The sequence below is a fragment of the Pseudoalteromonas sp. P1-26 genome (genome assembly GCF_001401795.1).
In the GTDB taxonomy this organism is placed as follows: Bacteria; Pseudomonadota; Gammaproteobacteria; order Enterobacterales; family Alteromonadaceae; genus Pseudoalteromonas.
This window is the reverse complement of the sequence record NZ_LKDX01000029.1, coordinates 1-23,442: the sequence shown is the minus strand read 5'-3', so window position 1 is coordinate 23,442 and position 23,442 is coordinate 1. Positions and strand designations below refer to the sequence as shown.

Annotated in this window: 16 protein-coding genes; 10 read left to right on the top strand and 6 right to left on the bottom strand. The window is 41.4% G+C overall.

The features are described 5' to 3' along the window. Positions 1–141 precede the first annotated feature (141 nt). Together AN394_RS14175 and AN394_RS14170 are read left to right on the top strand one after the other, a co-directional pair. Complete coding sequence (locus tag AN394_RS14175) at positions 142–1,173, top strand: NADP-dependent oxidoreductase (RefSeq protein WP_054563260.1); 1,032 nt, start codon at positions 142–144, stop codon at positions 1,171–1,173. 48 nt (positions 1,174–1,221) lie between these two features. Further along, positions 1,222–1,839: a glutathione S-transferase family protein gene (locus AN394_RS14170; protein WP_054563259.1), complete on the top strand. Its 618-nt coding sequence runs from the start codon at positions 1,222–1,224 to the stop codon at positions 1,837–1,839. 73 nt (positions 1,840–1,912) lie between these two features. Here the strand turns inward: AN394_RS14170 and AN394_RS21715 are convergent, their stop codons facing one another. From AN394_RS21715 to AN394_RS14155, 3 genes are all read right to left on the bottom strand, one after another. After that, a complete protein-coding gene (locus AN394_RS21715; RefSeq protein ID WP_082401700.1) occupies positions 1,913–2,815 on the bottom strand; it encodes a diguanylate cyclase in 903 nt (300 codons plus the stop codon). A 95-nt stretch (positions 2,816–2,910) separates the two neighbouring features. Beyond that, entirely contained in the window at positions 2,911–3,579 is a 669-nt protein-coding gene (locus tag AN394_RS14160) for a response regulator (RefSeq protein WP_054563258.1), read from the bottom strand. Beyond that, positions 3,572–4,876 carry a DUF4118 domain-containing protein gene (locus AN394_RS14155; RefSeq protein WP_054563257.1) on the bottom strand — a complete coding sequence of 435 codons (1,305 nt, stop codon included), beginning with the start codon at positions 4,874–4,876 and terminating at the stop codon, positions 3,572–3,574. Before AN394_RS14155 ends, AN394_RS14160 begins: the two co-directional genes overlap by 8 nt. Positions 4,877–5,053: 177 nt before the next feature. On the opposite strand from AN394_RS14155, the gene AN394_RS14150 reads away from it, so the two are divergent. Next, the gene (locus tag AN394_RS14150; protein ID WP_054553462.1) at positions 5,054–5,713 is read left to right on the top strand and encodes a TrkA family potassium uptake protein; all 660 of its coding nucleotides are present in this window, start codon (positions 5,054–5,056) and stop codon (positions 5,711–5,713) included. Further along, positions 5,710–7,077, top strand: coding sequence for a TrkH family potassium uptake protein (locus AN394_RS14145; protein WP_054563255.1), 1,368 nt, complete (start codon positions 5,710–5,712; stop codon positions 7,075–7,077). Before AN394_RS14150 ends, AN394_RS14145 begins: the two co-directional genes overlap by 4 nt. Before the next feature lie 51 nt (positions 7,078–7,128). On the opposite strand, the gene AN394_RS14140 is transcribed toward AN394_RS14145, so the two are convergent. Beyond that, positions 7,129–9,063, bottom strand: a complete 1,935-nt coding sequence (locus tag AN394_RS14140; RefSeq protein WP_054563254.1) for an ATP-dependent DNA helicase RecQ — start codon at positions 9,061–9,063, stop codon at positions 7,129–7,131. Between the two features lie 259 nt (positions 9,064–9,322). Between AN394_RS14140 and AN394_RS14135 the strand changes: the two genes are divergently transcribed. The 3 genes from AN394_RS14135 to AN394_RS14125 all read left to right on the top strand — a co-directional run bounded on the left by AN394_RS14135 (position 9,323) and on the right by AN394_RS14125 (position 13,535). Next, complete coding sequence (locus tag AN394_RS14135; protein ID WP_054563253.1) at positions 9,323–10,627, top strand: NAD(P)/FAD-dependent oxidoreductase; 1,305 nt, start codon at positions 9,323–9,325, stop codon at positions 10,625–10,627. Between the two features lie 120 nt (positions 10,628–10,747). Next, positions 10,748–12,877: a hypothetical protein gene (locus AN394_RS14130; protein WP_055021826.1), complete on the top strand. Its 2,130-nt coding sequence runs from the start codon at positions 10,748–10,750 to the stop codon at positions 12,875–12,877. A gap of 85 nt (positions 12,878–12,962) precedes the next feature. Then, positions 12,963–13,535 (top strand): manganese efflux pump MntP family protein, encoded by a 573-nt coding sequence (locus tag AN394_RS14125; protein WP_054563298.1) that lies wholly within the window; start codon positions 12,963–12,965, stop codon positions 13,533–13,535. Here AN394_RS14125 and AN394_RS14120 read toward each other — a convergent pair. Further along, positions 13,532–15,979 carry an EAL domain-containing protein gene (locus tag AN394_RS14120; RefSeq protein WP_054563297.1) on the bottom strand — a complete coding sequence of 816 codons (2,448 nt, stop codon included), beginning with the start codon at positions 15,977–15,979 and terminating at the stop codon, positions 13,532–13,534. The two genes, AN394_RS14125 and AN394_RS14120, sit on opposite strands and share 4 nt — an antisense overlap. A 146-nt stretch (positions 15,980–16,125) precedes the next feature. Here AN394_RS14120 and AN394_RS14115 point away from each other — a divergent pair, with 146 nt between their 5' ends. The 3 genes from AN394_RS14115 (at position 16,126) to AN394_RS14105 (ending at position 22,282) form a co-directional block, all read left to right on the top strand. Further along, positions 16,126–17,076: a diguanylate cyclase gene (locus AN394_RS14115; RefSeq protein ID WP_235575503.1), complete on the top strand. Its 951-nt coding sequence runs from the start codon at positions 16,126–16,128 to the stop codon at positions 17,074–17,076. A gap of 52 nt (positions 17,077–17,128) precedes the next feature. After that, positions 17,129–20,650 carry an ATP-binding protein gene (locus AN394_RS14110; protein ID WP_055021825.1) on the top strand — a complete coding sequence of 1,174 codons (3,522 nt, stop codon included), beginning with the start codon at positions 17,129–17,131 and terminating at the stop codon, positions 20,648–20,650. A gap of 126 nt (positions 20,651–20,776) precedes the next feature. After that, positions 20,777–22,282 carry a DUF2235 domain-containing protein gene (locus AN394_RS14105; RefSeq protein WP_055021824.1) on the top strand — a complete coding sequence of 502 codons (1,506 nt, stop codon included), beginning with the start codon at positions 20,777–20,779 and terminating at the stop codon, positions 22,280–22,282. Positions 22,283–22,300: 18 nt separating this feature from the next. On the opposite strand, the gene AN394_RS14100 is transcribed toward AN394_RS14105, so the two are convergent. Continuing rightward, on the bottom strand, positions 22,301–23,053 hold the full coding sequence (locus AN394_RS14100) for an ABC transporter substrate-binding protein (RefSeq protein WP_054563247.1): 753 nt from the start codon (positions 23,051–23,053) through the stop codon (positions 22,301–22,303). Positions 23,054–23,442: the final 389 nt, after the last annotated feature.

The window sequence follows — 23,442 nt, the reverse complement described above, 5'->3', positions numbered from 1 at the left end:
CCTATAACCAGTTCAAAACCGTGAATAACCCTATAATGAGCGTGTTACTCAGCAATTACAATTTTAGTATTGATTTTTAATGTTATGCCCGCAAAACGTTAAAGGCGTATCTTAATTTACTGCTGGCAAAAGGAGCTTAGTATGTCTGATATTCAAAATCGTCAATATATTCTTAAATCGCGTCCAAATGGCGTAGCGAATGATAACAATGTTGTATTAAAAACAAACTCAGTACCTGCGCCAAAAGATGGTGAGGTATTACTTAGAACAATTTATCTATCACTTGATCCCTACATGCGAGGACGAATGAGCGATGCTGAATCATACGCTGATCCTGTAAAGATTGGTGATGTGATGGTAGGCGCAACCGTATGCCAAGTTGAGCAGTCGAACCACCCTGATTATCAAAAGGGCGAGTGGGTATTGGCATACACAGGCTGGCAAGAATACGCAATAAGCGACACTGAAGGCTTAATGAAACTGGGGAAAAACCCTGAAAACCCTTCGTATGCACTTGGTATTATGGGTATGCCTGGTTTTACCGCTTACATGGGGCTTTTAGATATTGGTGAGCCAAAACAGGGCGAAACAGTAGTGGTTGCTGCAGCTACAGGGCCTGTCGGTGCAACTGTAGGGCAAATAGCTAAATTAAAAGGCTGTAAGGTCGTTGGCGTAGCTGGCGGTAAAGAAAAATGTCAACATGCTGTTGAAAACCTAGGCTTTGATGCTTGTATTGATCACAAAGCAAATGATTTTGCAGAGCAGTTAAGCGCAGCGTGTAATAATGGTATTGATGTTTATTACGAAAATGTCGGTGGCCATGTATTTGATGCCGTGTTACCCCTGTTGAATACAAAAGCACGGGTGCCATTGTGTGGGCTAGTGTCGCAATATAATGCGACCGAATTACCCCCAGGTCCAGACCGTTTATCGATGCTTATGGGTCAAATCCTTACCAAACGAATTAAAATGCAAGGCTTTATAATTTTTGATGATTACGCTCACCGTTATGATGAATTCGCAAAAGACATGCAAGCGTGGCTAAGCGAGGGAAAAGTCAAATATAAAGAACACCTTGAAGCTGATTTTGAAAATACCCTAAACGCCTTTAATGCAATGTTAAATGGTGAAAACTTCGGTAAAACGGTCGTGCAAGTTCAGCAACCAATTTAAAATTTTTAGGCGCAGTAAACAGTGTTGCGTCACTATTCAGGATAACAAATGATTAAATTACACCATTTAAATAAATCACGCTCTAAACGAATTATTTGGTTACTCGAAGAGCTAGACGTAGATTACGACATTGTTGCTTATCAACGCAATAAAGAAACATTTTTAGCACCCGATGAATTAAAACAAATTCATCCTCTGGGCAAAGCGCCCGTTCTTGAAGATAACGGCAAAGTAATTACTGAGTCTGGCGCAATTACCGACTACTTAATTAGTAATTACGGCAAAAGCAAGTATATGCCGAGCCAGCAAAGCGACAGCTATGTTGACTATCAGCAATGGCTTCATTTTGCAGAAAGCTCAGCAATGGTCCCTTTTTTATTAAAATTATTTATTACAAAAGATGGCTGTAAAACCAACTTTATTGGTGATTATGCTGACCATGAAATTGGCAAGATACTGAGTTATGTAAACCAGCAATTAAAAGGTAAGCAGTACTTAGTAAATGAGGAATTGACCGGTGCTGATTTCATGATGTCTTTTGTTGTAGAAAAAGCTGATGAGGCAGGTCTGCTTGCGCACTTCCCTGAAATTAAACGTTATTTAGAGCAGCTAAAAACTCACGAAAGTTATCACACAGCAAACGAGTTAGAAGCGAAATACGACTGACCTGATGTGCAGTGACAGTGTGTACACTGTCACTGTTTCCCTGTTCAATAAAATAAAGCTCCAAAGCTACTAATCAAGCCACAGACACTCGATTGCGGCCTGACTTTTTAGCTTGATACATGGCTTGGTCGGCCCTCTCGATTGCCTTTTCGATATCATCTTCAGCATTTATTAGCGCAACGCCAAATGAGCCTGTTACATTAATGTGTTGATCATTACCGATTTCGATTTTTAAAGCTTCAACGCCTGCTCTTAATCGCTCAGAAAATGATTTGGCACCTTCTAGCTCTGTTTGGGGTAAGCAGACTAAAAATTCTTCGCCGCCATAGCGATATAGTTGATCGTACTCTCTTAGATGAGATTTAATGCATTTAACCAGGGCGATTAATACCTTATCACCCGCAGCATGACCAAACTCATCGTTCACTTGCTTAAAGTGATCAAGGTCGATCATTACCAGCGCGCAGCTCAGCGATTTACGCTTGCACAGCTCATGCTCTTTTTGCAGGTTTTCTACTAAGTTTGTTCGGTTCGATGCCCCCGTTAAAGGATCTCTTGTGTGAAGCAGCTCAGAGAATTCATCGATAAGAGTTTCAAAAAATTCATGCAAGCTATCTAAATCAGCATGAAACTGGTCCAATAAATTAGCCGGAATAACAGACTTAGACTCTTTTAACGATAACAGGACTTTGGCACCTTGATGCATCTTTTGATGCGCACAAGCGATTTCAGAAAAGTAAGGGTGAAGATTTATGGTCTGCTCGGGTAGCTTATTAAACCATTGCCCAAAACGACAAAGGTTATGAGCATTATCTGCTAAGTCTTGTTCATCTGCAGGTATGTCTGCAATTAAGCACCTTAATAAATTTCTATACCATGACTGGTGCCACTTAATGGCTTGCTCGATTTCTGCAATAACCTCTTCAAGCTGTGTATTCGACAGTGAACTAATGCCGTGTCCGGTATTTTGATGCATAGCCAATGAAAAGACTTCCGCTTTATTATTTTATTTCCTAAAACAGTACCTAAGGTCTGTTACAAACACAACTTAAAGCGTTGTTAAGCGATAGTTTATTCAACTAAGCGGTAACCTACGGCGGGCTCGGTTAAGATATGTTTAGGACTCGCCGCATTTTGTTCAAGCTTTTGTCTTAACTGACCAATATGTACACGCACATATTCAGGGCGATTAATATACTGCTCGCCCCACACCTCAGATAATATGGCGTTATGCGTTAACACCTTATCTTTTTGCTGAAATAACAACAGCAAAATAGCGTACTCTTTTTTAGTTAGTTTGACTTCTTCAGCACCTTTACGCACCACATGTTTATGCGGGTCTATGTGAATATCGCCACATTGCAACGTTAGGCTTGGTGTTGTTTGTGTGCGAAGTAGCACCCGAATACGTGCTAGTAATTCGTTTGCGCTGAATGGTTTAGTTAGGTAATCGTTAGCGCCGTTATCAAGGGCGGTGACTTTTTCTGTTTCGCCGTCGCGCGCAGAAAGTACCAGAACAGGGAGTAAACTCCACTGCCTAAACTCCACCAGCCAATCTTGCCCATCCATATCGAGCAAACCTAAATCAAGCAGCACTAAATCAAACTGCTGCTGGCTTAAAAGTGCAAACGCATCAAGCCCTTTCGCGCACACACTGACTTCATGGTTACTTGCTTTGAGCAGTGTTTTTAAAAAACTTTGCAGAGGCGGTGAGTCCTCTAAAACCAAAATATTAGCCACGGCTGTTACTCCAAATTAATATAGCTGTTGCCTGCTTTGTCTGCTCATTGAGGGTTAATTCAAAGCGCCCCTGATGACATTTAGCAACCACATCGCAAATAACACTCCCTAGGCCAACGCCTTCATCTTGACTCGTCTCGTGCTTATTAGCAAAAGGGTTAGTTAACACAATTTGGTATTCATCCAGTGTTTCAATAAATTGCATGTTCGCCGAACCATCTCCATAACGAGCTGCGTTTTCGAGCATATTGGCAAAGGCAATTTCAAGTAAGGTTTCATCGCCAAAACAGATGCTTTGTTGCTGAGCTTCGATATGCAGTTTAAAGTTTTGTAGTTGTTGCTGACGGCGTGATTTAGCTTCGCTAATTAAGGTCAAAATGGGTAGTTTTTGCCATTTAATATTCTCAGCTAACTTATTCACTTTACTGAGCTCCATGACTTTATCAAAGTGCTGGTTAAGTATTTTACTTTGCTCATAAATATTAGCAGCTTGCTCTTTGATAACCTCAGAGCTTAGTTGAATATCATCATCAGCCAACATGCTTGATGCACCCATAATAGTCGCTAATGGTGTTCGTAAGTCATGGGATAAACTGCGCAACAAGGTGTTTTTTGACCTCTCTAACTCCGCCTGTACTTTAATCGCCGCTGATTGCTCGCGTAGTAAGGTTTTTTCTTGAACCTGATACAGTAAAGAGCACGCTGTATTCGCCAAAGCAAGTTGCTCGGCATTAAGCGCTTTAGCAAACGCGATGCCGCCAAATTCAGCTTGTTGTTCATTTAAATAAATAAACTGCTTAGAGGCTGCTAGCTGCCAATCACACGCAACCTTTAAATGCGCGGCCATGGTTGTTAAAAACAGCTGCTTTTGCTCCTCAAGGCTATCGAGATCATTAAGCTTTTTAGCTAACTCATACAATAAGCGACTATTACTAGCATGGGCTTGCACATCGCGAACCTTGGTATTGAGCTCCCCGGCTAAGTGGCTTATCACTAAACCCACAATCAACATCACCAAAAAAGTGACCACATATTCAATATTTTCGATATGAAAAGTAAAGTAAGGCACCACATAAAACCAGTCCGTGCAGGCAACACTCACCAAGGTGGTAAGCGCTGCAACACGACGATTACTGCGCACCGCAACCCATGTCACCCACAGCAGCTGTAGCATCACAATATCGGTGGTTGTAAACAGTTCTCGAAATGGAAATATCGCGAGCACCACCACAAGTGGCATCAACACACTTAAAAATGCGGCTTTTAAATACTGTATTTTGAATACTGACTGCATCATCTTTTCACTTATCGTTTGTCCCTATTAGATTAAAGGGTTTTTAATTTTGTCACTATAAAGTTTTTATAAAGTTTTTTTATCTCAGCATAAAATCTTTATAAAGCTTTCAAGCTCTCTAAAGACTTCTGTTTTTTTGCCATTAGCATTTAGCGCGTACCCACAATAGCGAGAAAGACAATGGCTCAGTTTGCAGTAATCGGATTAGGACGTTTTGGCGTAACCGCCTGTTTAGAACTTTCAAAACAAGGTCATACAGTATGTGCCGCCGATATTAGCGAAAGCACCGTTAATCACTATGCCGACCAACTCAGTTTTACCGTAGTGGTTGATGCCAGTGATGAAACACAATTAGCACGGCTCGATTTACCCAGTTGCCAAGCCGTATTGGTGGCCATTGGCGAGAATATTGAAGCCAGTATTTTATGTGTATTGCATTTAAAGAACTTAGGTGTAAAGCAAATTTGGGTAAAGGCCTGTACCAAAAGCCACCATCAAATTCTAAGTAAACTCGGCGTTGACCGTATCATTCACCCTGAAGAAGAAATGGGCGTAAGGGTTGCACAAGCGCTAAACTACCCGATGGTTAATCAATATTTCCCGCTTAACCAATCCACGTTTATTGTTGAACTAGGCATTGATCTGCAGCTTTCAGGTCGCAAAATTGGCTGGCTCCTCAAAGAGCGTAATAGCGATATAAAACCGCTAACACTTCGCCGTGATGACTACTTCAATACAGAGCTGACTAACGACACCGAACTGCGCCACGGCGATAGTCTGGTGCTACTGGGCTCTAAGACTTACTTAACTAAATTAGCAAAACGGTTTCGTGCATTATGATTAACTGGCAAGCCAATGTTTACCCTAAACAATTTAGCGGTGTAAAGTGTCGTAAGCGGCAAAAAGTAAACCCACCTTTAGTGCTCACTATCGGCTTTATTGTGTTAATTATGCTTGGCACAGGCTTACTCATGCTGCCAATGGCAAGCACCCAACCGATCAGCTGGCTCGATGCATTATTTACGGCAGCCTCTGCGGTTACAGTAACAGGGCTGGTGGTCATCGACACCGGTACTGATCTGACTGTATTTGGTCAAAGCGTGGTCATGCTGCTGATTCAAATAGGTGGCATTGGCTTTATGACCGTGGCGGTGATTTCAATATTAAGTTTAGGAAAAACTCTAGGCTTACAGCAACGCTTACTAGCCAGTCGCGCTTTTGACACTAACGATTTAACCTCGGTGATCAAGGTTGCTAAGTATGTTTTAGTGTATTCATTAGTGATTGAGTCGGTGGCATTTTGCTTACTCTTTATTAGTTGGTTCGATGACTACGGTGTACTAAAAAGCGCCTATCACAGTCTGTTTTATACGATTTCGGCGTTCAATAATGCGGGCTTTGCGTTAAGCGGCGATAGCTTATCGGCATTCAAAGGCGATATAACCGTAAACGTGGTGATCACCGCTTTGTTTATCATCGGCGGCTTAGGGTTTACTGTACTGATTGATATCTACAAACAAAAGCGCTGGTCGTTACTATCAACCAATACCCGCTTGGTGTTAATTGCCACCTTAATGCTCAACTGCATCGCATTTATATTGATTTTTTTCTTTGAACACGCCAATCCGGCGACATTAGCGCCGCTATCAACGTCTGAGCAAATATTAACGGCTTGGTTTCAAGCGGTGACACCTCGTACCGCAGGATTTAATACCCTGCCAATTGATGGTTTGAGTCAAGATTCAACGCTTTTGACTATGCTGCTGATGGTGATTGGCGGTGGTTCAGTTAGTACGGCAAGTGGCATAAAGCTCGGCACCTTTGTGATCCTAATTTTAGCGATGCGCAGCTATTTAAAACAGCAAACCACGGTCACCGTGTTTAACCGCCAGCTGAGCGACAAGTTGGTGATCAAGGCACTAAGCGTCATGATACTGTACTTATTTATCGCTTTTACCAGCATTATGATCATCACCAAGCTTGAACAAGGGTCGTTACTTGATATCACCTTTGAGGCAATTTCGGCACTGAGTACCGTGGGCCTTTCACGTGGTATAACTGGGGATTTAAGTGCGCCTAGTCAGCTCATCATCATACTATTGATGTTGATAGGTCGGGTTGGGCCATTAACGTTTGCTTATTGTTTTGCTCGCCAGCACAGCCAACCTTTGACCTACCCGACTACCAGTATTCAAATTGGTTAAGTGTACAGTTTTGGCACTTTTTAATGGCAAAACTCTACACCTAAAGCCCTGCTACAACTGCTGTAGCAGGGCTTTAATGTCACTGTATCGTTGTTGCTCGCAAAGGCCAAAACCTGATAGCTGCCTGACTTTGTTGCGGGTAAATAAAGGCACGCTCATGCCCGCTAAAAAGCGGCACTGAGTATCGATGCTGACATCACTAATCCCTTTAGCAGCTAAGTGCTGTTTAAGCTCAGCAACTTTGCTAGCAATCACATTTTGCTCAGGCATTTGATGCACTAATGAGTAACTAAGTTTTACCTGCTGGCCTCTACACACTGAACAATGGCCACATTGCTGGGGTGCATTCTGGTCATCAAAATAGCGAGCTAAGTTATAACTTAAGCAGCTATCAAGTTCAAAAAAGCGTACTAAAGTGGCGATACGTTTAATTTCGGCCTGCTCTTTTTCGATAAAATATTGGTGAAGTTGCTGTGCTAAATCAGCGTGGTTTATTACCGAGTTATTCACCTCATACACTTGCGTAATACGTTTGGTTTCAAGGGCTATGTGGCCCTTTTCAGCCAAATAATCGAGCGCTGCAACTACGCGCTTTCTATCTACTTGAGTAGCACTGGTTAATGCATCAAAATTAAGTGTGCCCCAAATTTTCTTAAACTCAGTATGTTTAAATACCTGTTGTAAAAACGCTTGTCGGTCAGCATCAAACTGGCTAAGAAGCTCATTTTGATCCGTTAAAAACTTATATTTAAAATCGGCATAATAGGCATATAAAGGCGTAATAGCCCCTTGCATCTCTAACTGTACTAGTAAGGTTTTTAACGCTAAAGCACGAATATTACTTTCGCTCGATAAGCTGTACTCTTGCATTTCCCACTGGTTGTTCGTTTGCTCGTTGCGAATGTTATTAATGACATAGTCAATCCCACTTTGCTCGGGAGTGTCGGCATAAACAAAGTTCTCAACGGTATTCAAGCCATCAAGGTTTGCTAGGGTAAAACAGTTTGACGGCGCACCATCTCGCCCTGCACGGCCAATCTCTTGGCTATAGTTTTCAATCGATTTTGGCAAATCATAGTGGATCACAAAACGAATATCAGACTTATCAACACCCATCCCAAAAGCAATAGTTGCCACGACGATATTGATTTTACCCGCCATAAAATCATCTTGAATTTGCCAGCGTTTATCATCCTCAAGGCCTGCATGATAGGCCACCGCATCAAAGCCGGCTCTTGCCAAACCTTCTGCTACTTGCTCAGCGGTATGTTGTAAGGTGACATAAACAATCCCAGCACCTTGTTGGCTGGCTATAATACTGGCTAATTGCTGAGGTTTTTCTTGGCTTGCAACACTGAGCACTGATAAGTCGAGGTTGCTTCGGTAAAAGCCAGTTTGCACCACACATTCTGGGGCAATAGCAAAACGCTCACACATATCGCGCTTTACTTTTTTAGTCGCTGTAGCAGTGAGAAGTAATACCAGTGGAATATTAAGCTCTTCACGATAGCGCGGCAGTTTTAGGTAATCAGGCCTAAAATTGTGACCCCATTCAGATATACAGTGCGCTTCATCAACCACCAGCATCGAAATAGGCACTTGTTTAATAAATTCACGAAAGCGCTCATTCTTAAAACGCTCAACTGAGACCATTAAAATTTTCACCTTTCCTGCTCGTACATCACTCATTACCGTATGACTTTGCTCACTGGTTTGGCTTGAATCAAGGCTTGCCGCGTAAATACCTTTGCTATTTAAAAAGCTGATCTGGTCTTTCATCAGCGCCAATAATGGCGAAACCACTAAGGTCAAATTAGGTAGGTGCATTGCAGTTAATTGATAGCACAAGGATTTACCCGAGCCAGTTGGAAAAATTGCCAACGACGATTGCTGATTTAATAACTGCTCAATGGTTTGTTGCTGACCTTGGCGAAACTCATTAAAGCCAAAGTATTGATTCAACGAAGTGTGTAGTGGTGTAGTCATCCTGATCCCTCACTGTCATTTCCCTTTTCAGGTAATGATAGGTCTCTTACTGCGAATTAGCCATGTTAACCTGTTTAACTCAATCTCCCAAGGCCGTTGATATAACTAAGCGCACTATATTGTTCTTAACAGGTACTGACAAAATCATCAAAAAGGCGCACAATGAGCACGTTGCCATGGGGTATTGAAGGATGGACTTGCAATACCTAAGCGCTTTTTCGCAAGAGTGTTTAGGTATTATACTTTTGAGGGCAACGTAATGATTAACCAACCTCCTAAAATCGTGATAGTCGGTGGTGGCGCTGGTGGCTTAGAACTAGCAACACAATTAGGACACAAACTCGGGAAAAAACGCCAAGCAGAGATACTTTTAATCGATAAAAACCGCAGCCATATTTGGAAGCCGTTACTTCATGAAGTAGCGACGGGGTCGATTGATGCCGATTTAGACGGCGTTGTATACTCAGCTCATGCAGCAAAACACCATTATAATTTTCAACTCGGCAGCTTTTGCCACTTAGATCAAACCAACAAAACCATTACTTTAAGCGAGTTAAAAGACGAGCTTGGCCACCGTATTTTACCTGAGCGCCAAGTCAGTTATGACTACCTCGTACTTGCCATTGGCAGTGTTAGTAACGACTTTAATACCCCAGGTGTTAACAAGCACTGTTTTTACCTTGATTCAAACCAGCAAGCTGAGCGCTTTCAGCATGCTCTACTCGATAACTTCACCCGCTTACATCAAGATGATGACCCACAGCACTCCTTAACCATTGCCATAGTGGGGGGTGGTGCAACTGGGGTCGAGCTGTCGGCAGAGCTTTATCATGTATCAGACATGCTAAAAATGTATGGCCTGAATAAAATGACCGCTAAACGCTTACATATTGATTTAATTGAAGCAGGGCCGCGAATTTTACCCGCGTTACCAGAGCGCATTGCAAACTCAGCTAAGCGTGAACTGGTTAAATTAGGGGTAACAGTACGCGAAGGAACGCAAGTAAAAGAGGCCACAGAAAACAGCTTTATCACCAAAAACGATGAACATATCAAAGCCGACATTATGGTTTGGGCTGCGGGTGTAAAAGCACCTGATTTCATAAAAGACATTGGTATCTTTGAACTTACCCGCAATAACCAAATTAAGGTGAACCAATATCTGCAAAGTAGCGTTAACGACGACATTTTTGTGATTGGTGATTGCTGTGCATTTACTCAAGAAGATGGCACACAAGTGCCACCCAGAGCGCAATCGGCCCATCAAATGGCGCAATGTGTTGAAAAAAACCTTATAGCTACACTCAAAGACCAGCCACTCAGTGCCTTTACTTACAGTGATCATGGCTCTTTAGTTAACTTGTCACGCTACAGCACGGTAGGCAGTTTAATGGGCAACCTAACCAGCAATAGCTTTTTTATAGAGGGTAAAATAGCGCGATTTATGTATATTTCGCTCTATCGTATGCATCAACGTGCCATTCATGGCAGTGCAAAAACCTTTGCACTGTGGATCAGCGAAAAAGTACTACGCGTTGTTAGGCCAAAAATGAAACTGCATTAAGCTACGGCATAAAGCCGACAAATTAGTTGTTTGTCGGCTACTTGTGCACTTCGTCCCCAAGTCATTGACATTAAACTATAAAGACATACACTTCAGGCAAGATAAATCCATGGATTGAATATGAAAAAAGGTATTTCGCTAACCGTTTTTGCAGGGTTTTGTGCCTTTGGTACCTACCTGATATTAGATAACCCCACTCCCATTGAAGCGATAAGCAATGAAGTCTCAACATCTACTGCTACTGTCGCTGAACAAAATAACGCTACGAGTTTATTTGAACCATTAAGCCAGCCAAATAGTAAAGCATTGGAGCTGGCTAAACTCAAGCTAGCCAAACGCCAGTGTAAGCAACAAAGTTTAAAAGCCACTCAAGTTGCAGCTGATCACAGTCAAATAGAGGCAGCGATTAAACAAGCATTAAAAGACGGCGACTCTCTTGAAGATATTTTAAGTTATTCGGAACTTGTGAAAATATCTTACCGTTCATTTAATACCTTAGTTATTAACGCCATCAAAGAGAATGCAGAACAGCAATTTCAATATGCCTCATCAGTTAACATATTAAAAAGCTGGCAAGGGCTTGAGGTCATTGATTATTTTGATGCAGATACAATCAATCAACTAACGGCAATTAATGGACCCCTTAGCCAAAATACAGGTTCAATGATGTTTAATGTTCCATTACCTGAGCAAGTAAACAAAACAGCATTGTACAAACTATTAGATAACAACGATGATTTTAATACCTATTTAAAAACACCATTTAAAATCGGTCCATCACGGCTCATTTCACCATCTATTTTGTTTCTTGCTAATGCTCATACGCTTAGTTTGACTGAGTTTGAAAACGCAATATCCAGCAAAGAGTTTACTGTTAACGATATCGCTGTGGCTTTAAAAAGCAACTTACCTAATGATTATTTAACAGCACTGATCTCTCAACCAGCACAGCTAAACGGCTCGCCTACAGCAATGAGTGATGACTTTATGGATGAACAACTGTATTTAAACCTTGCTGATGTGGCTGTGAGTGAATTTAACGTACCAATTTTAAAGTTGTTAAGTGAACGAGGTATTGAGCCCACTAATCAGCCAAATGTATTTACAGCGATGGATATAGCCATTGTAAACCTTAAGGGCAGCTCAAATAGCGAAGTACAGCCACTAGAGAGCAAACACTTAGAAACACTAAGTTATCTAAAAAATAAAGGTTATCGAGCTCACGGCGAGCTTGTGCGCGACACACCGAACGATAGGCTACTGATGCTTAAATCTTCATTCTTACCGAGTAGCCTTTTATTTGTTGGCGACCAAGTTGCTAATGATGCTTTTTCTCAGTTCAAAGATTTAAAGCTAATCCCAAATAACCAAGCATTTAAACGTAAAGAAAAAGATAACTCTGTAATATCAAAAGCTCTCAGTGCCTATGAGAGACAAAAACAGCAAGCCAAAAAAATAACTCCTGAGTGTGAAACGATAGATCAGCGGATCAATTCACTAGAAGCGATAAAAACACGCTCTCAAGCACTCGAAGAATTAGAAACGCTCGAAGCTCAACAAGGCTTACTAACTCCCAATATGCTTCAAGAAATCGACCCAGTGCAGGTTCATAATTGGCAATTCTTGCATTTAAATGATTATAAATATCAAACCTCAACGCAGTATCAAGCCTTTAAAGAAGCAATTGTCGAAAAAGACCTTAATACTGTTGCAACGATTACCCAAACAGCAAAACTCAGTACCCACCAGACAAATATGTTGCTTGCAGCAACAATAGAAAACCCTCAACAACTGACGTCTATTTGGCAAAACAGAGTCGACCCAACCGCACCAGAAAATCTTTATGTATTTACTAAGTTAGCGTTAGAACAATGGCAAACATTAGCTGACAACGGCTTTGATTTTTCATTAAAAGACATGCAAAACAACGATATGTATTTTTATGCAAGCATGCATTCAAATGCAGCAGTTGAGTTTTTAATGAGCCTTGCAGTTACGCATGATTTTTCTAAGCCTGGGCTTGATATTCTCGACCAAGCACTGGAGCAAAGCTATAACACACAAACCCTCGCAGACTATATGCCAAGCGCATTAAAACTTGTTGAGCAATATGAGCCTAACCACTTTCGTCGTGCCCAGCGTCTAAAAGTTTTTGTCCCTGATGTTTATGAAGAGCTTATTAAACTTGAGCCAAAACTTGCACCCAAAGATGGCACTGTAATGAATAATTATCAGTACAGCGCTTATTAAGCTCCTTAGCTATTTGAGCCGTAAATTAACCTATCTGTTTACGGCTCAGCCGCGTATAATGCCCACTTTTTGTGGGGCGCAAAAATTGAATATTATTACCCTAAGCGTTTTATCGCTTGCTATGTCGACTGATGCTTTTGCAGCTTCAATCACCAAAGGCAGTACGCTTAAAAATCCTCGCGTTCTGAGTGCAATCAAGCTTGGTTTATTGTTTGGCTGTATCGAAGCTATCGCACCGATTGTTGGCTGGCTAATTGGCAGTGCCGGTGCAGATTACGTTGAAGCGTTTGATCACTGGATTGCCTTTGTGTTGTTAGTGGGTTTAGGCATCCATATGTTGCTTGAGAGTCGTAAAGAAGATGACGACGATGAAGAAGAAGTTACACCTAACACTAAGCGCTCTTTCATTGCCACATTACTAACCGCTATTGGCACCAGTATAGATGCGATGACAGTCGGTATTAGCCTAGCTTTCATGAAAGTAAATATTTACTTAGCAGCCGCCATGATAGGCCTAGCAACCACAATTATGGTTACCATCGGCGCGCTACTTGGTAACGTAATAAGTGGCTGGGTTGGCAAAAAAGCCGAAGCAATCGGCGGTGTTGCACTTATCTTTATTGGTTGTGGAATCCTGTACAGCCACACCATGGCTTAACCTAATAGCTTATCAAACTCTTCTTTGGGCATGGGCTTATGAAAATAGTACCCTTGCCCAAGTTCGCAGCCTAAATCGATTAAACTATTCAAATGCTGTTTTTCTTCAATACCTTCAGCCACAATTTGCAAATTCAAGGTATGCGCTAAACTGGTGATGGTTCTAACAATGTCCATACTTTGCGTATCAGTGAGCATATCTCTCACAAAAGATTGATCTATTTTGAGTACATCAACGGGGAAGAGTTTTAAATAAGACAAACTTGAATAGCCCGTACCAAAGTCATCTATAGCAATGGTTAACCCCAAATCAGAGAGTTTATTAAGCATGATTTTTATTTCTTCAAAATCATGCATCAACGCGCTTTCGGTTACTTCAAGCTCTAACAGTTCACTGGCAAGCCCCGCTTGTTCAATCGTATCAGCAACGAGATTACAAAAATTACCATCGGTAAATTGTTTTGCTGCAATGTTCACGGCAACCTTTATGTTATGCCCTTTGTCGGCCCACTCTTTAGCCGCTTTACAGCTTTGCTTAATCACTGACTGACCCAAAGCATGAATGAGACCTGTTTCTTCTGCAAGGGGTATAAAATCCAGTGGTGAAATAAGTTTATTGTCGTTATCTCGAAGCCGTACTAAGGCTTCGACACCAATGATTTTCCGGGTTGCGAGAGCTAGTTTCGGCTGATAAAACACCTCAATCTTATCTTGCTCAATAGCATGTCTTAAGAGCTTTTCAACGCTTTGCCGCTGCTTAAATTGATACTCTAAGTCATCGGAGTAATAGCAAAAACGGTTACGCCCCTGCTCTTTCGCACGGTACATGGCTGCATCTGCATGAGTCATCATTTCTTCTGCTTGAGTAGAGTCAGCAGGGTTAACACTCACCCCCACACTGACCGATAAAATATACTCTTGGCTATCAATACGAAACGGCTCATTCATGGTGTTAATAATGTCGCTGGCAATGGCATCTATCGCGGAGGTGCTCTGCACGTCAGGTAATAAAATCACAAATTCATCACCGCCAATTCTAGCTAACGTGGTGTTTAAATCGATGAGAGACTCAAGGCGCTTAGCCACATGTTTAATAATTAAATCGCCTTGATGATGACCTAGGGTATCGTTTAAATACTTAAAGTGGTCAATATCAATCAGCATTAAAGCCACTTTTTTCTTCATACTACGAGCAACTTTACATGCATGGGTGACTCTATCATGTAACAACACCCGATTAGGCAAATCGGTTAGTAAATCATGATTTGCTAAATGACTCATTTTCACGGCCATCGCGATTGATTCACTGACATCATGAAACACGATAATACCGCCGATGATGTTACCTTCAATATCTCGTATTGGCGCAGCTGAATCTTCGACCCTATAAACTCGCCCATCAAGCCCGGTTAATTGACTGTTTAACGCCATAGCAACAATGCGCTGCTCTTTTAAAGCAACAGATATAGGATTGACGAGTGTTTTGTTCGATGTTGCATCAACGAGCTTCATTACCTCTTCAATATGGCGCCCTTTTGCCTCTTCAACGAGCCAACCTGTTAATCGCTCAGCAATGGGGTTCATAAAGTTAATAATTGCGTTGTTGTCCGTGGCTATTACGGCATCACCAATAGAATTAAGCATAACCCGTAAACGTTCAGACTCATTCGATAGCAGTTTTTTTGTATGGGTAATTGAGGTGATGTCCGAAAGAGTAAGAATAACACCTACAACTTCTCGCTCTTTTATTCTTAAACTTATTTGCGCTCTAACATATTCAATCTTATTGCGAGGGCTAGGCAACTGAATATTTAAAACTTCTTGCTCTATTCCCTCAGTCAAGCAGCGATGAAAAGCCTCATACAATTCATCAGGTAATACATCTTTGGCGAAACAACCTAACATTTGCTCGCTGCTTTTTGAAAACCAATGGCTGGTTTCATCATTGCTGAAAAGGTTTTCCTCGGTATTTGACCAGTAAGATATATACACAGGTACTTGAGCAACGAGTGTCGAAATATCATTTCTTGCAGCTAATATCTGTGCTTCTTGGTGTTTAAGCTTTAACTGGTTTTGTACTCTGAGCCGGCAGATATTCAAATCAACGGGCTTATGAATAAGATCAATCCCGCCGCTTGCAAAACTTTGATACTCAAAAATTTGTTCATTGTGAGAAGTAACAAAAATCACATGGCTCTGTGCTGTTTTTGGGTTGTTTTTAAGCTTTTTACATACCTCAAAGCCATTCATACCAGGCATTTCGATATCTAGTAAAATAACATCAGGCTGAAAGAAAGTTGCTTTTTCAATTGCTTGAGCACCATTATCGCAACAAACTATCTCACCAAGGTCGCTAAGCGACTCTGCCATAATCATCAAACTAGTAGGCTCATCATCCACTACAAGCACTTTGTTGTGTGAATTTTCATGATGAGAAAAAAGCATATCCATCGCCTCTGCAAGTAGTACATAAAAAAACTCTAGTCCTATCTCACCAGACGCGCCAATATAAAAAATAACTTTTTAATTCTTAAGTTGTAGAAAATCCCAAAATCCAGTCTATGCTTTATTCATCGCTTGGAGGGAATAGTTTGCAACCGGTAGCTAGTCGCACAGATTTAAAGCTTAAAGATTCTGTTATTTTAATTGTTGATGATGAACCAATTAATACAACCGTAATAGAAAGTTTGCTCTCACCCTTCTATAAAACCCACACAACAGATTGCGGTGAAAACGTACTGCACCTGTGCGAGACCGTTAAGCCTGATTTAATACTGCTTGACGTGATGCTTGGCACCATGAGCGGCCTTGATGTTTGCAAGCAATTAAAAAAACACTCCCAATACAAAGATATTCCGGTGATATTTATTACCGCCATTATGGATCAAGATGACCAAAATCGCTGTTGGCAAGCAGGTGCTGTCGATTTTGTGTCAAAACCGGTTTATGGCGTCACATTACTTAATCGCGTAAAAGCGCATTTGACCTTAAAAAAACAAGCCGATTTACTCAAAAGTCTTTGTGAGCACGACAGCCTCACTGGTTTAAACAACCGACGATTTTTACAAAATACCCTTGATCAAAACATTCGATTAGCAGTCAGAAACGATAAAGCTCTTTCGGTATTAATGCTCGATATTGATTACTTTAAACAGTACAACGACTCTCTTGGTCATCAACAAGGTGACGAATGCCTAAAACGCGTTGCTGATGAAATCAAAAAAAGTGTTAATCGCCCAACTGATACCACTATTCGCTATGGTGGTGAAGAATTTTTATGTGTTTTGCCAGACACCGATATTCAAGGGGCACAATTTATTGCTCACAAGCTGTTGGCAAACATCCGTGAACTAAATATTGAACACCCACATGCAACCTCTGGAGTACTCTCTATTAGTATTGGTAGCGCAACATTTTCTGGGCATGAAGCCATCGACACTGACGAACTAATTCGCTGTGCCGATAAAGCGCTATATCAAGCCAAGCATCAAGGGAGAAACCGCTGTGTTTGCATACTTGCTGAACCCAGTTTTAGCTTTTGAGCTAAATCAAACCTTACTACCAACTCACGTTTTCGGTATGGAGGGCTAAACCATGGATTACGAAGTATTACACCAGAAAAAAGCGACAACCTCTGAAGGACGCTTTTTAATACCATTAGCGATTGCTTTTATAGCCGCAATTATGTGCTCAGCAATTTTCTTTTTCGAACTACAACTTCATAAAAATATTAAAAACAGCGTTGCAGAAAGACTGAGAGAATCAAGCGCTACCGTAGATGTGCAAGTCCATGAAAAAATAAATAAATATAAAAACGATTTACAGTTTTTATATTCCACTCCACCTATATCAGGACTTGCCAGAGCTGCAGCAAATGGTGGTAACGACCCTCTTGATAACACTACCTCAGAGCAATGGAAAAAACGTTTAGAAACGATATTCGTTGCATTTTTACAATCAAATTCTGAATTCGAGCAATTACGTATCATCAGTACACAACGAGCAGGACAAGAACTGATCAGGGTAGACAGAGCTGCCGGTGGCATAGTTGTAAAAGCAGATAATCAGTTACAGGATAAAAGTGCCCGTGACTATTACCAGCAAAGTTCGCAATTGTCACAGGGTGATATGTATTTATCAGCAATAACACTTAACCGAGAATATGGAAAGCTCGATTATCCTTATAAACCTATGCTACGTATTGCCTTACCCATCTTTGATGAAAATATGCAGCGCTATGGGCTGATTATTGCAAACATTAATACATCTCAGTTATTTGCATCTCTTAATGCGATGGTACAAGCACCAAACTCATTGATCCTAACAGACAGCGAAGGCTACTTTTTAGTTCACCCTAATGAAGACTTTCGCTTTAGCCGTGACTTAGCACCAAACAAACGCTGGGACTCAGTGTATAAGTCTGAACCTGCCTATTTAGAAAATATACTCAGTATTAGCTCTAACTTTGCTGGTAAACAACAATACGAAGCGTTAACTAAGCGCATTCCATTTACTGGAGATTTAGAAACGGGGTTTATAGATGCCCACATTATGCTGCCTCACTCTGAAATTAATGCGATGGAACGCGAGCAAAGGATCAGCACTTATGCATTTTTGTTCGGCGTATCTGCTTTTTTGGTGTTTGTACTTGGATTTTTGCATCGAAATTTAAAGCGTAACCGCGAGCTTGCCGAGGCAAGAGCGGTATCTTCAGCCATTATTAGCGGCTCAAAAGATGCCATTATTGCAATAAGTGAGATCGGCCTAGTGTCTAGTTGGAATAAAGCAGCCACTGAATTATTTGGTTTTCAACGTGAACAAGTCTTAGGGGCAGATATAAACAAACTGAATCTATTTCCAAATATTAACATTAAAGAGGTATGTAACGAGGTTAAAAGCCGACGAAAGCAACATGAAATTGAAGTCGACTATCAGCAAAGCAATCAACACACGACTCATTTAGCACTCGCTTTTTCAGCTATTTTTGATGAACATCATCAACACAACGGCACAGCCATTCTCATTCGCGACACTACCGTTGAAAAGCAAGCGAGCGACAAAATTAAGCAAATAAATAACGAACTCGAAATTAAAGTCGCACAAAGAACTGCCCAGCTAGAAAAAGCCAGCCAAGTTAAAAGCGCTTTTATATCAAATATCAGTCATGAGATGCGAACACCATTAAACGGTGTTATTGGCACACTCAATTTAATAAAACGAGAGTCACTAAGTAATCAACAACAGCATTATTTAGAAATGACAGAGGTAAGCGTTAATAGCTTGAACGTACTTATTAACGACATTCTTGATTTATCAAAAATTGAGGCTGGCAAACTCGACTTGGACAAAAAAGCGTTTAACCCTATTAAGTTTTTTGAAAGCTTAAGTGGCAGCATGGCTGTTAAAGCCCAAGAGAAAAACCTTGAATTTATTTTAGATATTGCCGATGTTGAGTACAGCTCGATTGTTACAGACCCTCATCGCTACTCACAAGTGATTACCAATTTAATTAATAACGCAATTAAATTTACTAAAACGGGCTTTATAAAATTTACCGCCACAAGCAAACGACTTAGCGATGATAACGTTGAGCTATGCTGCACAATTCAAGATACCGGGATTGGTATTGCGCCTGAAAATCAAAATAAATTGTTTAGTGCTTTCACCCAAGCCGATAACAGTGTGGCCGCACAATACGGAGGCACAGGGCTCGGTTTATCAATTTGTAAGCAGCTAGCTAGTTTGTTAAATGGGCAAATTTCCTTTGAATCAACCGAAGGTAAAGGGAGTACTTTCACATTTACCATTCAGTTAGACAGCCAAAATGTAGAAAAACGCCAACCAAGCAGCCGCTTTAAAGACAGCGTTTTTGCTGTGTCGGTCAAACAACCTGAGCTTGAAAGAAGCCTAACAAAACTAATCTCTCATTGCGGTGGACAGCTCACGAATGTTGACCTAGAAAGCTTTGAAGTAAGCGATAACATGCCCTTTGATACGCTAATTTTAGAGCCTGGCAATCCGTTACTCGCAAAACTTGATAGCTTTAGTGAAAATACCTATGACCATAGCCTGCCCTTTAAATTAGTGGTGCTTATAAACCCAACCGAACCACCACCGCAAGCTAAATTCTGCACCTTTATGCGCTTATCTAAACCTGTGCTTATCTCTGAGTTTTTACTTAAACTAGCTGATGAACGACTCATAAAAGAGCAGCCTGCTCAAGACACAATACCACTTCGTCGCGAGACTGATACGCAAATTCACATAGATGTTGATATTGCTGGAGCAAAAATCCTGATCGTTGATGATAACGATATAAATGCTGCAGTTGCCAAAGGCACATTAATGAGCTTGGCACTGCGCTTTGAAATGGCGTCGAATGGTCAGCAAGCCATTGAAATATTGGCCAGTGCACCTGAAAACGACCCATTTAACTGCGTGTTAATGGACTGCCAAATGCCCGTGTTAAATGGCTATGATGCAGCAGCACAAATACGCAAAGGGGCTGGTGGAGAGTACCATAGCGAGATCCCAATTATTGCCATGACAGCCAATGCCATGCTCGGTGAGCGTAAAAAGTGCTTAAATGCAGGTATGAGCGATTACATCACAAAACCAATCAGTGCAGATAAATTGATTACCACTACGGCGAAATGGGTTGCATCAACGTACCCTAAACATCATACAGCGCCAAAAACGATTGCTGTGCCTGAGGTAAATCAGTCGCCCGCTATACTGCAAGAAGAATTAATCGATGAAGAAAAACAGCATTGGAATCGCGAAGCAGCCCTCGGTCGTTTGATGAATAACGAGGTGCTATTAAACAAAGTGAGTAAGATGTTTTTAGAAAGCTCACATAAAAAAATAACGCTGCTAACACAAGCAATCAAAGACAAAGACTACCATGCGATTGCAACCACCAGCCATGCGCTTAAAGGGACCTGCGGCGATGTGGGCGCAGCCAAATTGCACCTGCACTTTACTGAACTAGAGGTACTGGCCGCAAGTAAGGGCAATACGCTAAAAGATATTCAACTTAAGCTACTCGAAATCGAAAAAGACTACGAAATTTTGTTAGAAATTTTACAAAAGCATACCATAGCCAGAGTCGGCTAATTTTATAAATAGCAAATAAATGGGCTTTAAAATCAAAGCCCATTTTTCATTAAAGCGCCGCATATTTGTCTTCTAATTTTCATAAAGTGGGAGTATGTTTATACAAACCACTAAAGGAATGACGCTATGACCGCTAAAACGCTGATTTTCAACTTTGATGGCACAGGCAGCGAGCCTCGTGATGCAGAACAATTCAGCGCTGCACACTTCAAAGAAGACGCCAGTATTTCTAATATTCTTAAACTTCATTTACTTTTTGGTGGCGCACTCAATAGCGAACCCGAAACACCATTTCCAACCCAACTTAGCTTTTATTATCAGGGTATAGGCACCCAAGGTAGCCGCTTTCGACGTTTATTCAATCAAGCCCTTGCACCAAGAGGTGATGATGTAGCTAGCATTTTAAACCGTGCTATGAGCGACTTTAAAAGCTACTACACTGTGGGTGATAAAATACTACTAACTGGTTTTAGCCGCGGTGCTGCCCTTGCTAGGCGCTTTGCCAAATGTTTAGAGCCACTTATTAGTGATGATGTTTACTTATGTGTATTTGATACTGTTGCATCAATTGGTTTTTCAAAGGTAACAAAAGCAACTCGCGGTGCTGAGCACGTTATTTTTGAAAACTACACACTTGCAAGCAATATAAAAGCAGCCCTTCATTGCGTGGCACTTGATGAAAAGCGCCGTGCATTTGAACCCACACTTATTAATAGTGCGCCGCATGTACAAGAGATCTGGTTTGCGGGCGCTCATTCAGATGTGGGTGGCGGCTATTATCGTGATGGTTTAGCCGACATTTGCCTACGCTATGCGATTGAGTGGCTGATTGAACAAACCGTCGCACTAAACTTACTTACCAGTGCGGATATCAATTACAACACCTTGCTCCCAGAAGAGCATCGTAACCTCATTGCTCAAGATGATGTTACCGTTACCCCAGATCCGCTGGCACTTAGCCATCAGCAAAACTATTTTTGGTTTAACCCTTTGTTTAAACTGGTAGATCGCGAATGCTGTGTATTAGTTGATAACGAACAAAGCAAGCTCGCGCCAACTATTCACTACACAGTAGCAGAGCGTATTAATCGTTTAACGAGCTATCGCCCTGAATCGTTAAAGAGCCTTCACTACGACGTACTTTATAATGACGAAACTCGCTTAAGCTTTAAGGGTTTAAGCCCGCATATTGCGCTTGATAAACAAAATATGACGGTGCTGAGCATAGACGAAAGTAAAGATGTGTTTGTTTATGGCGCTGAAAAATACAACCACACAGGCTTAATGTTAGAGCAAGGTGGTACTTACCGATTTACGCCTTATCCAGAGCAAACTTGGTATGACGACGGCATTAGTTGCGGCCCTGCCGGCTGGCACCGTGACAATATCCAACTTGGGGTGAAAGAAATCCCGATGGCCGTGCTTGAACCGTTTAGACGTTTACCCCACGCACAATGGTTTGCGTTGATTGGCGCTATCGATAACAACGACGATCATTTGTTTGAAATTGCTGAAGGTGCCGATATTCGTATTGCTAAATCAGGCGAGTTTTGCCCTTTTGCTAACGACCTAAACCGCTTTTATGGGGCGAATGCGGGGCGTATTAAACTGCGGGTGACTCGTTTAGGATAGTTTAGTGTTTGGGATAGTTTAGTGCTTAACATAGCGAGCGATGATCTCAGTTATCGCTTGCTGGTTGTTTAAAATTGCTGAGTTAATAGCCGCTCTGTCTTCTGCTAACAGGGTTGTTTCACTCAGCATAAAATAAACGCTGTCATTATTGACAATATACGGATGCAGCTCGATACCCTGCTGATTATTTTTTTGAATTAAATATAAACCAGCTAGTTCATCATCAACAAAAAAATCGACCCGCCTAGCAACTAGCATAGCGAGGCGCTGACGCAAAGATGACACAGTAACGAGTTGTTCTTTATATTTTGCGTCTTCTTTTAAATGAGTAAAGTCAGGGCCAAAATAACTACCACTATTAGTTAAAATAACTTGCTGATGTTCGAGCAGTCCTTGTAAGTCTAGAGACTCTAAGCGGCCATGCGGGTACCAAAACAAACGCATCACTTCATTACGGTAAGGCTCTGAAAAGAAACTAAAAGAGTCACGCTCAGTGCTATAGCTTGCTGCAGGTAGTAAATCGACTTTACCGTGCTTAAGCTCTGCAAAGCCCCGTTTAGATGAAGGCATAACAACATATTTAGCGCAAAATCCTGCTTCTTTTAGCACTAAATTAACCACATCAATATCAATTCCGGTGAGCTTGCCATTTTGCTTAAAAGCATAAGGTGCCCACTGCTGACTAATCCCCACTTTTAGGGTTTTATCGCAGCTAAAAGCCGAGTTACTCAATACAGCAACAACAAGTAAAAACAGCGCTTTTAACCCCATTAAGCCACCTTAGTTTAAATACTTACAGATCATATTATTCAAGTATGGTTGATAATGTCTGAAAGACCAATGTGTGAAGTGGGAAACCATAAATTAGCGAGTTTCAAGGGGAAAGAGTAAAGTTACGAGGTACGAGATACGAGGTGCGAGATTCGAGATTCGAGGTGCGAGGTGCGAGGTACGAGATTCGAGGTGCGAGATACGAGGTGCGAGATACGAGGTGCGAGATACGAGGTGCGAGGTACGAGGTGCGAGATTCGAGGTGCGAGATACGAGTCTGTAGCAGCGATTTTACATCGGGTCCTAGCACCCAGAACCTAGCGCCTGATGTTTCCCCCGTAGGACTGGCTTTAGCCGGGAAATGTCTTAAGTTAGCGAGTTTCAAGGGG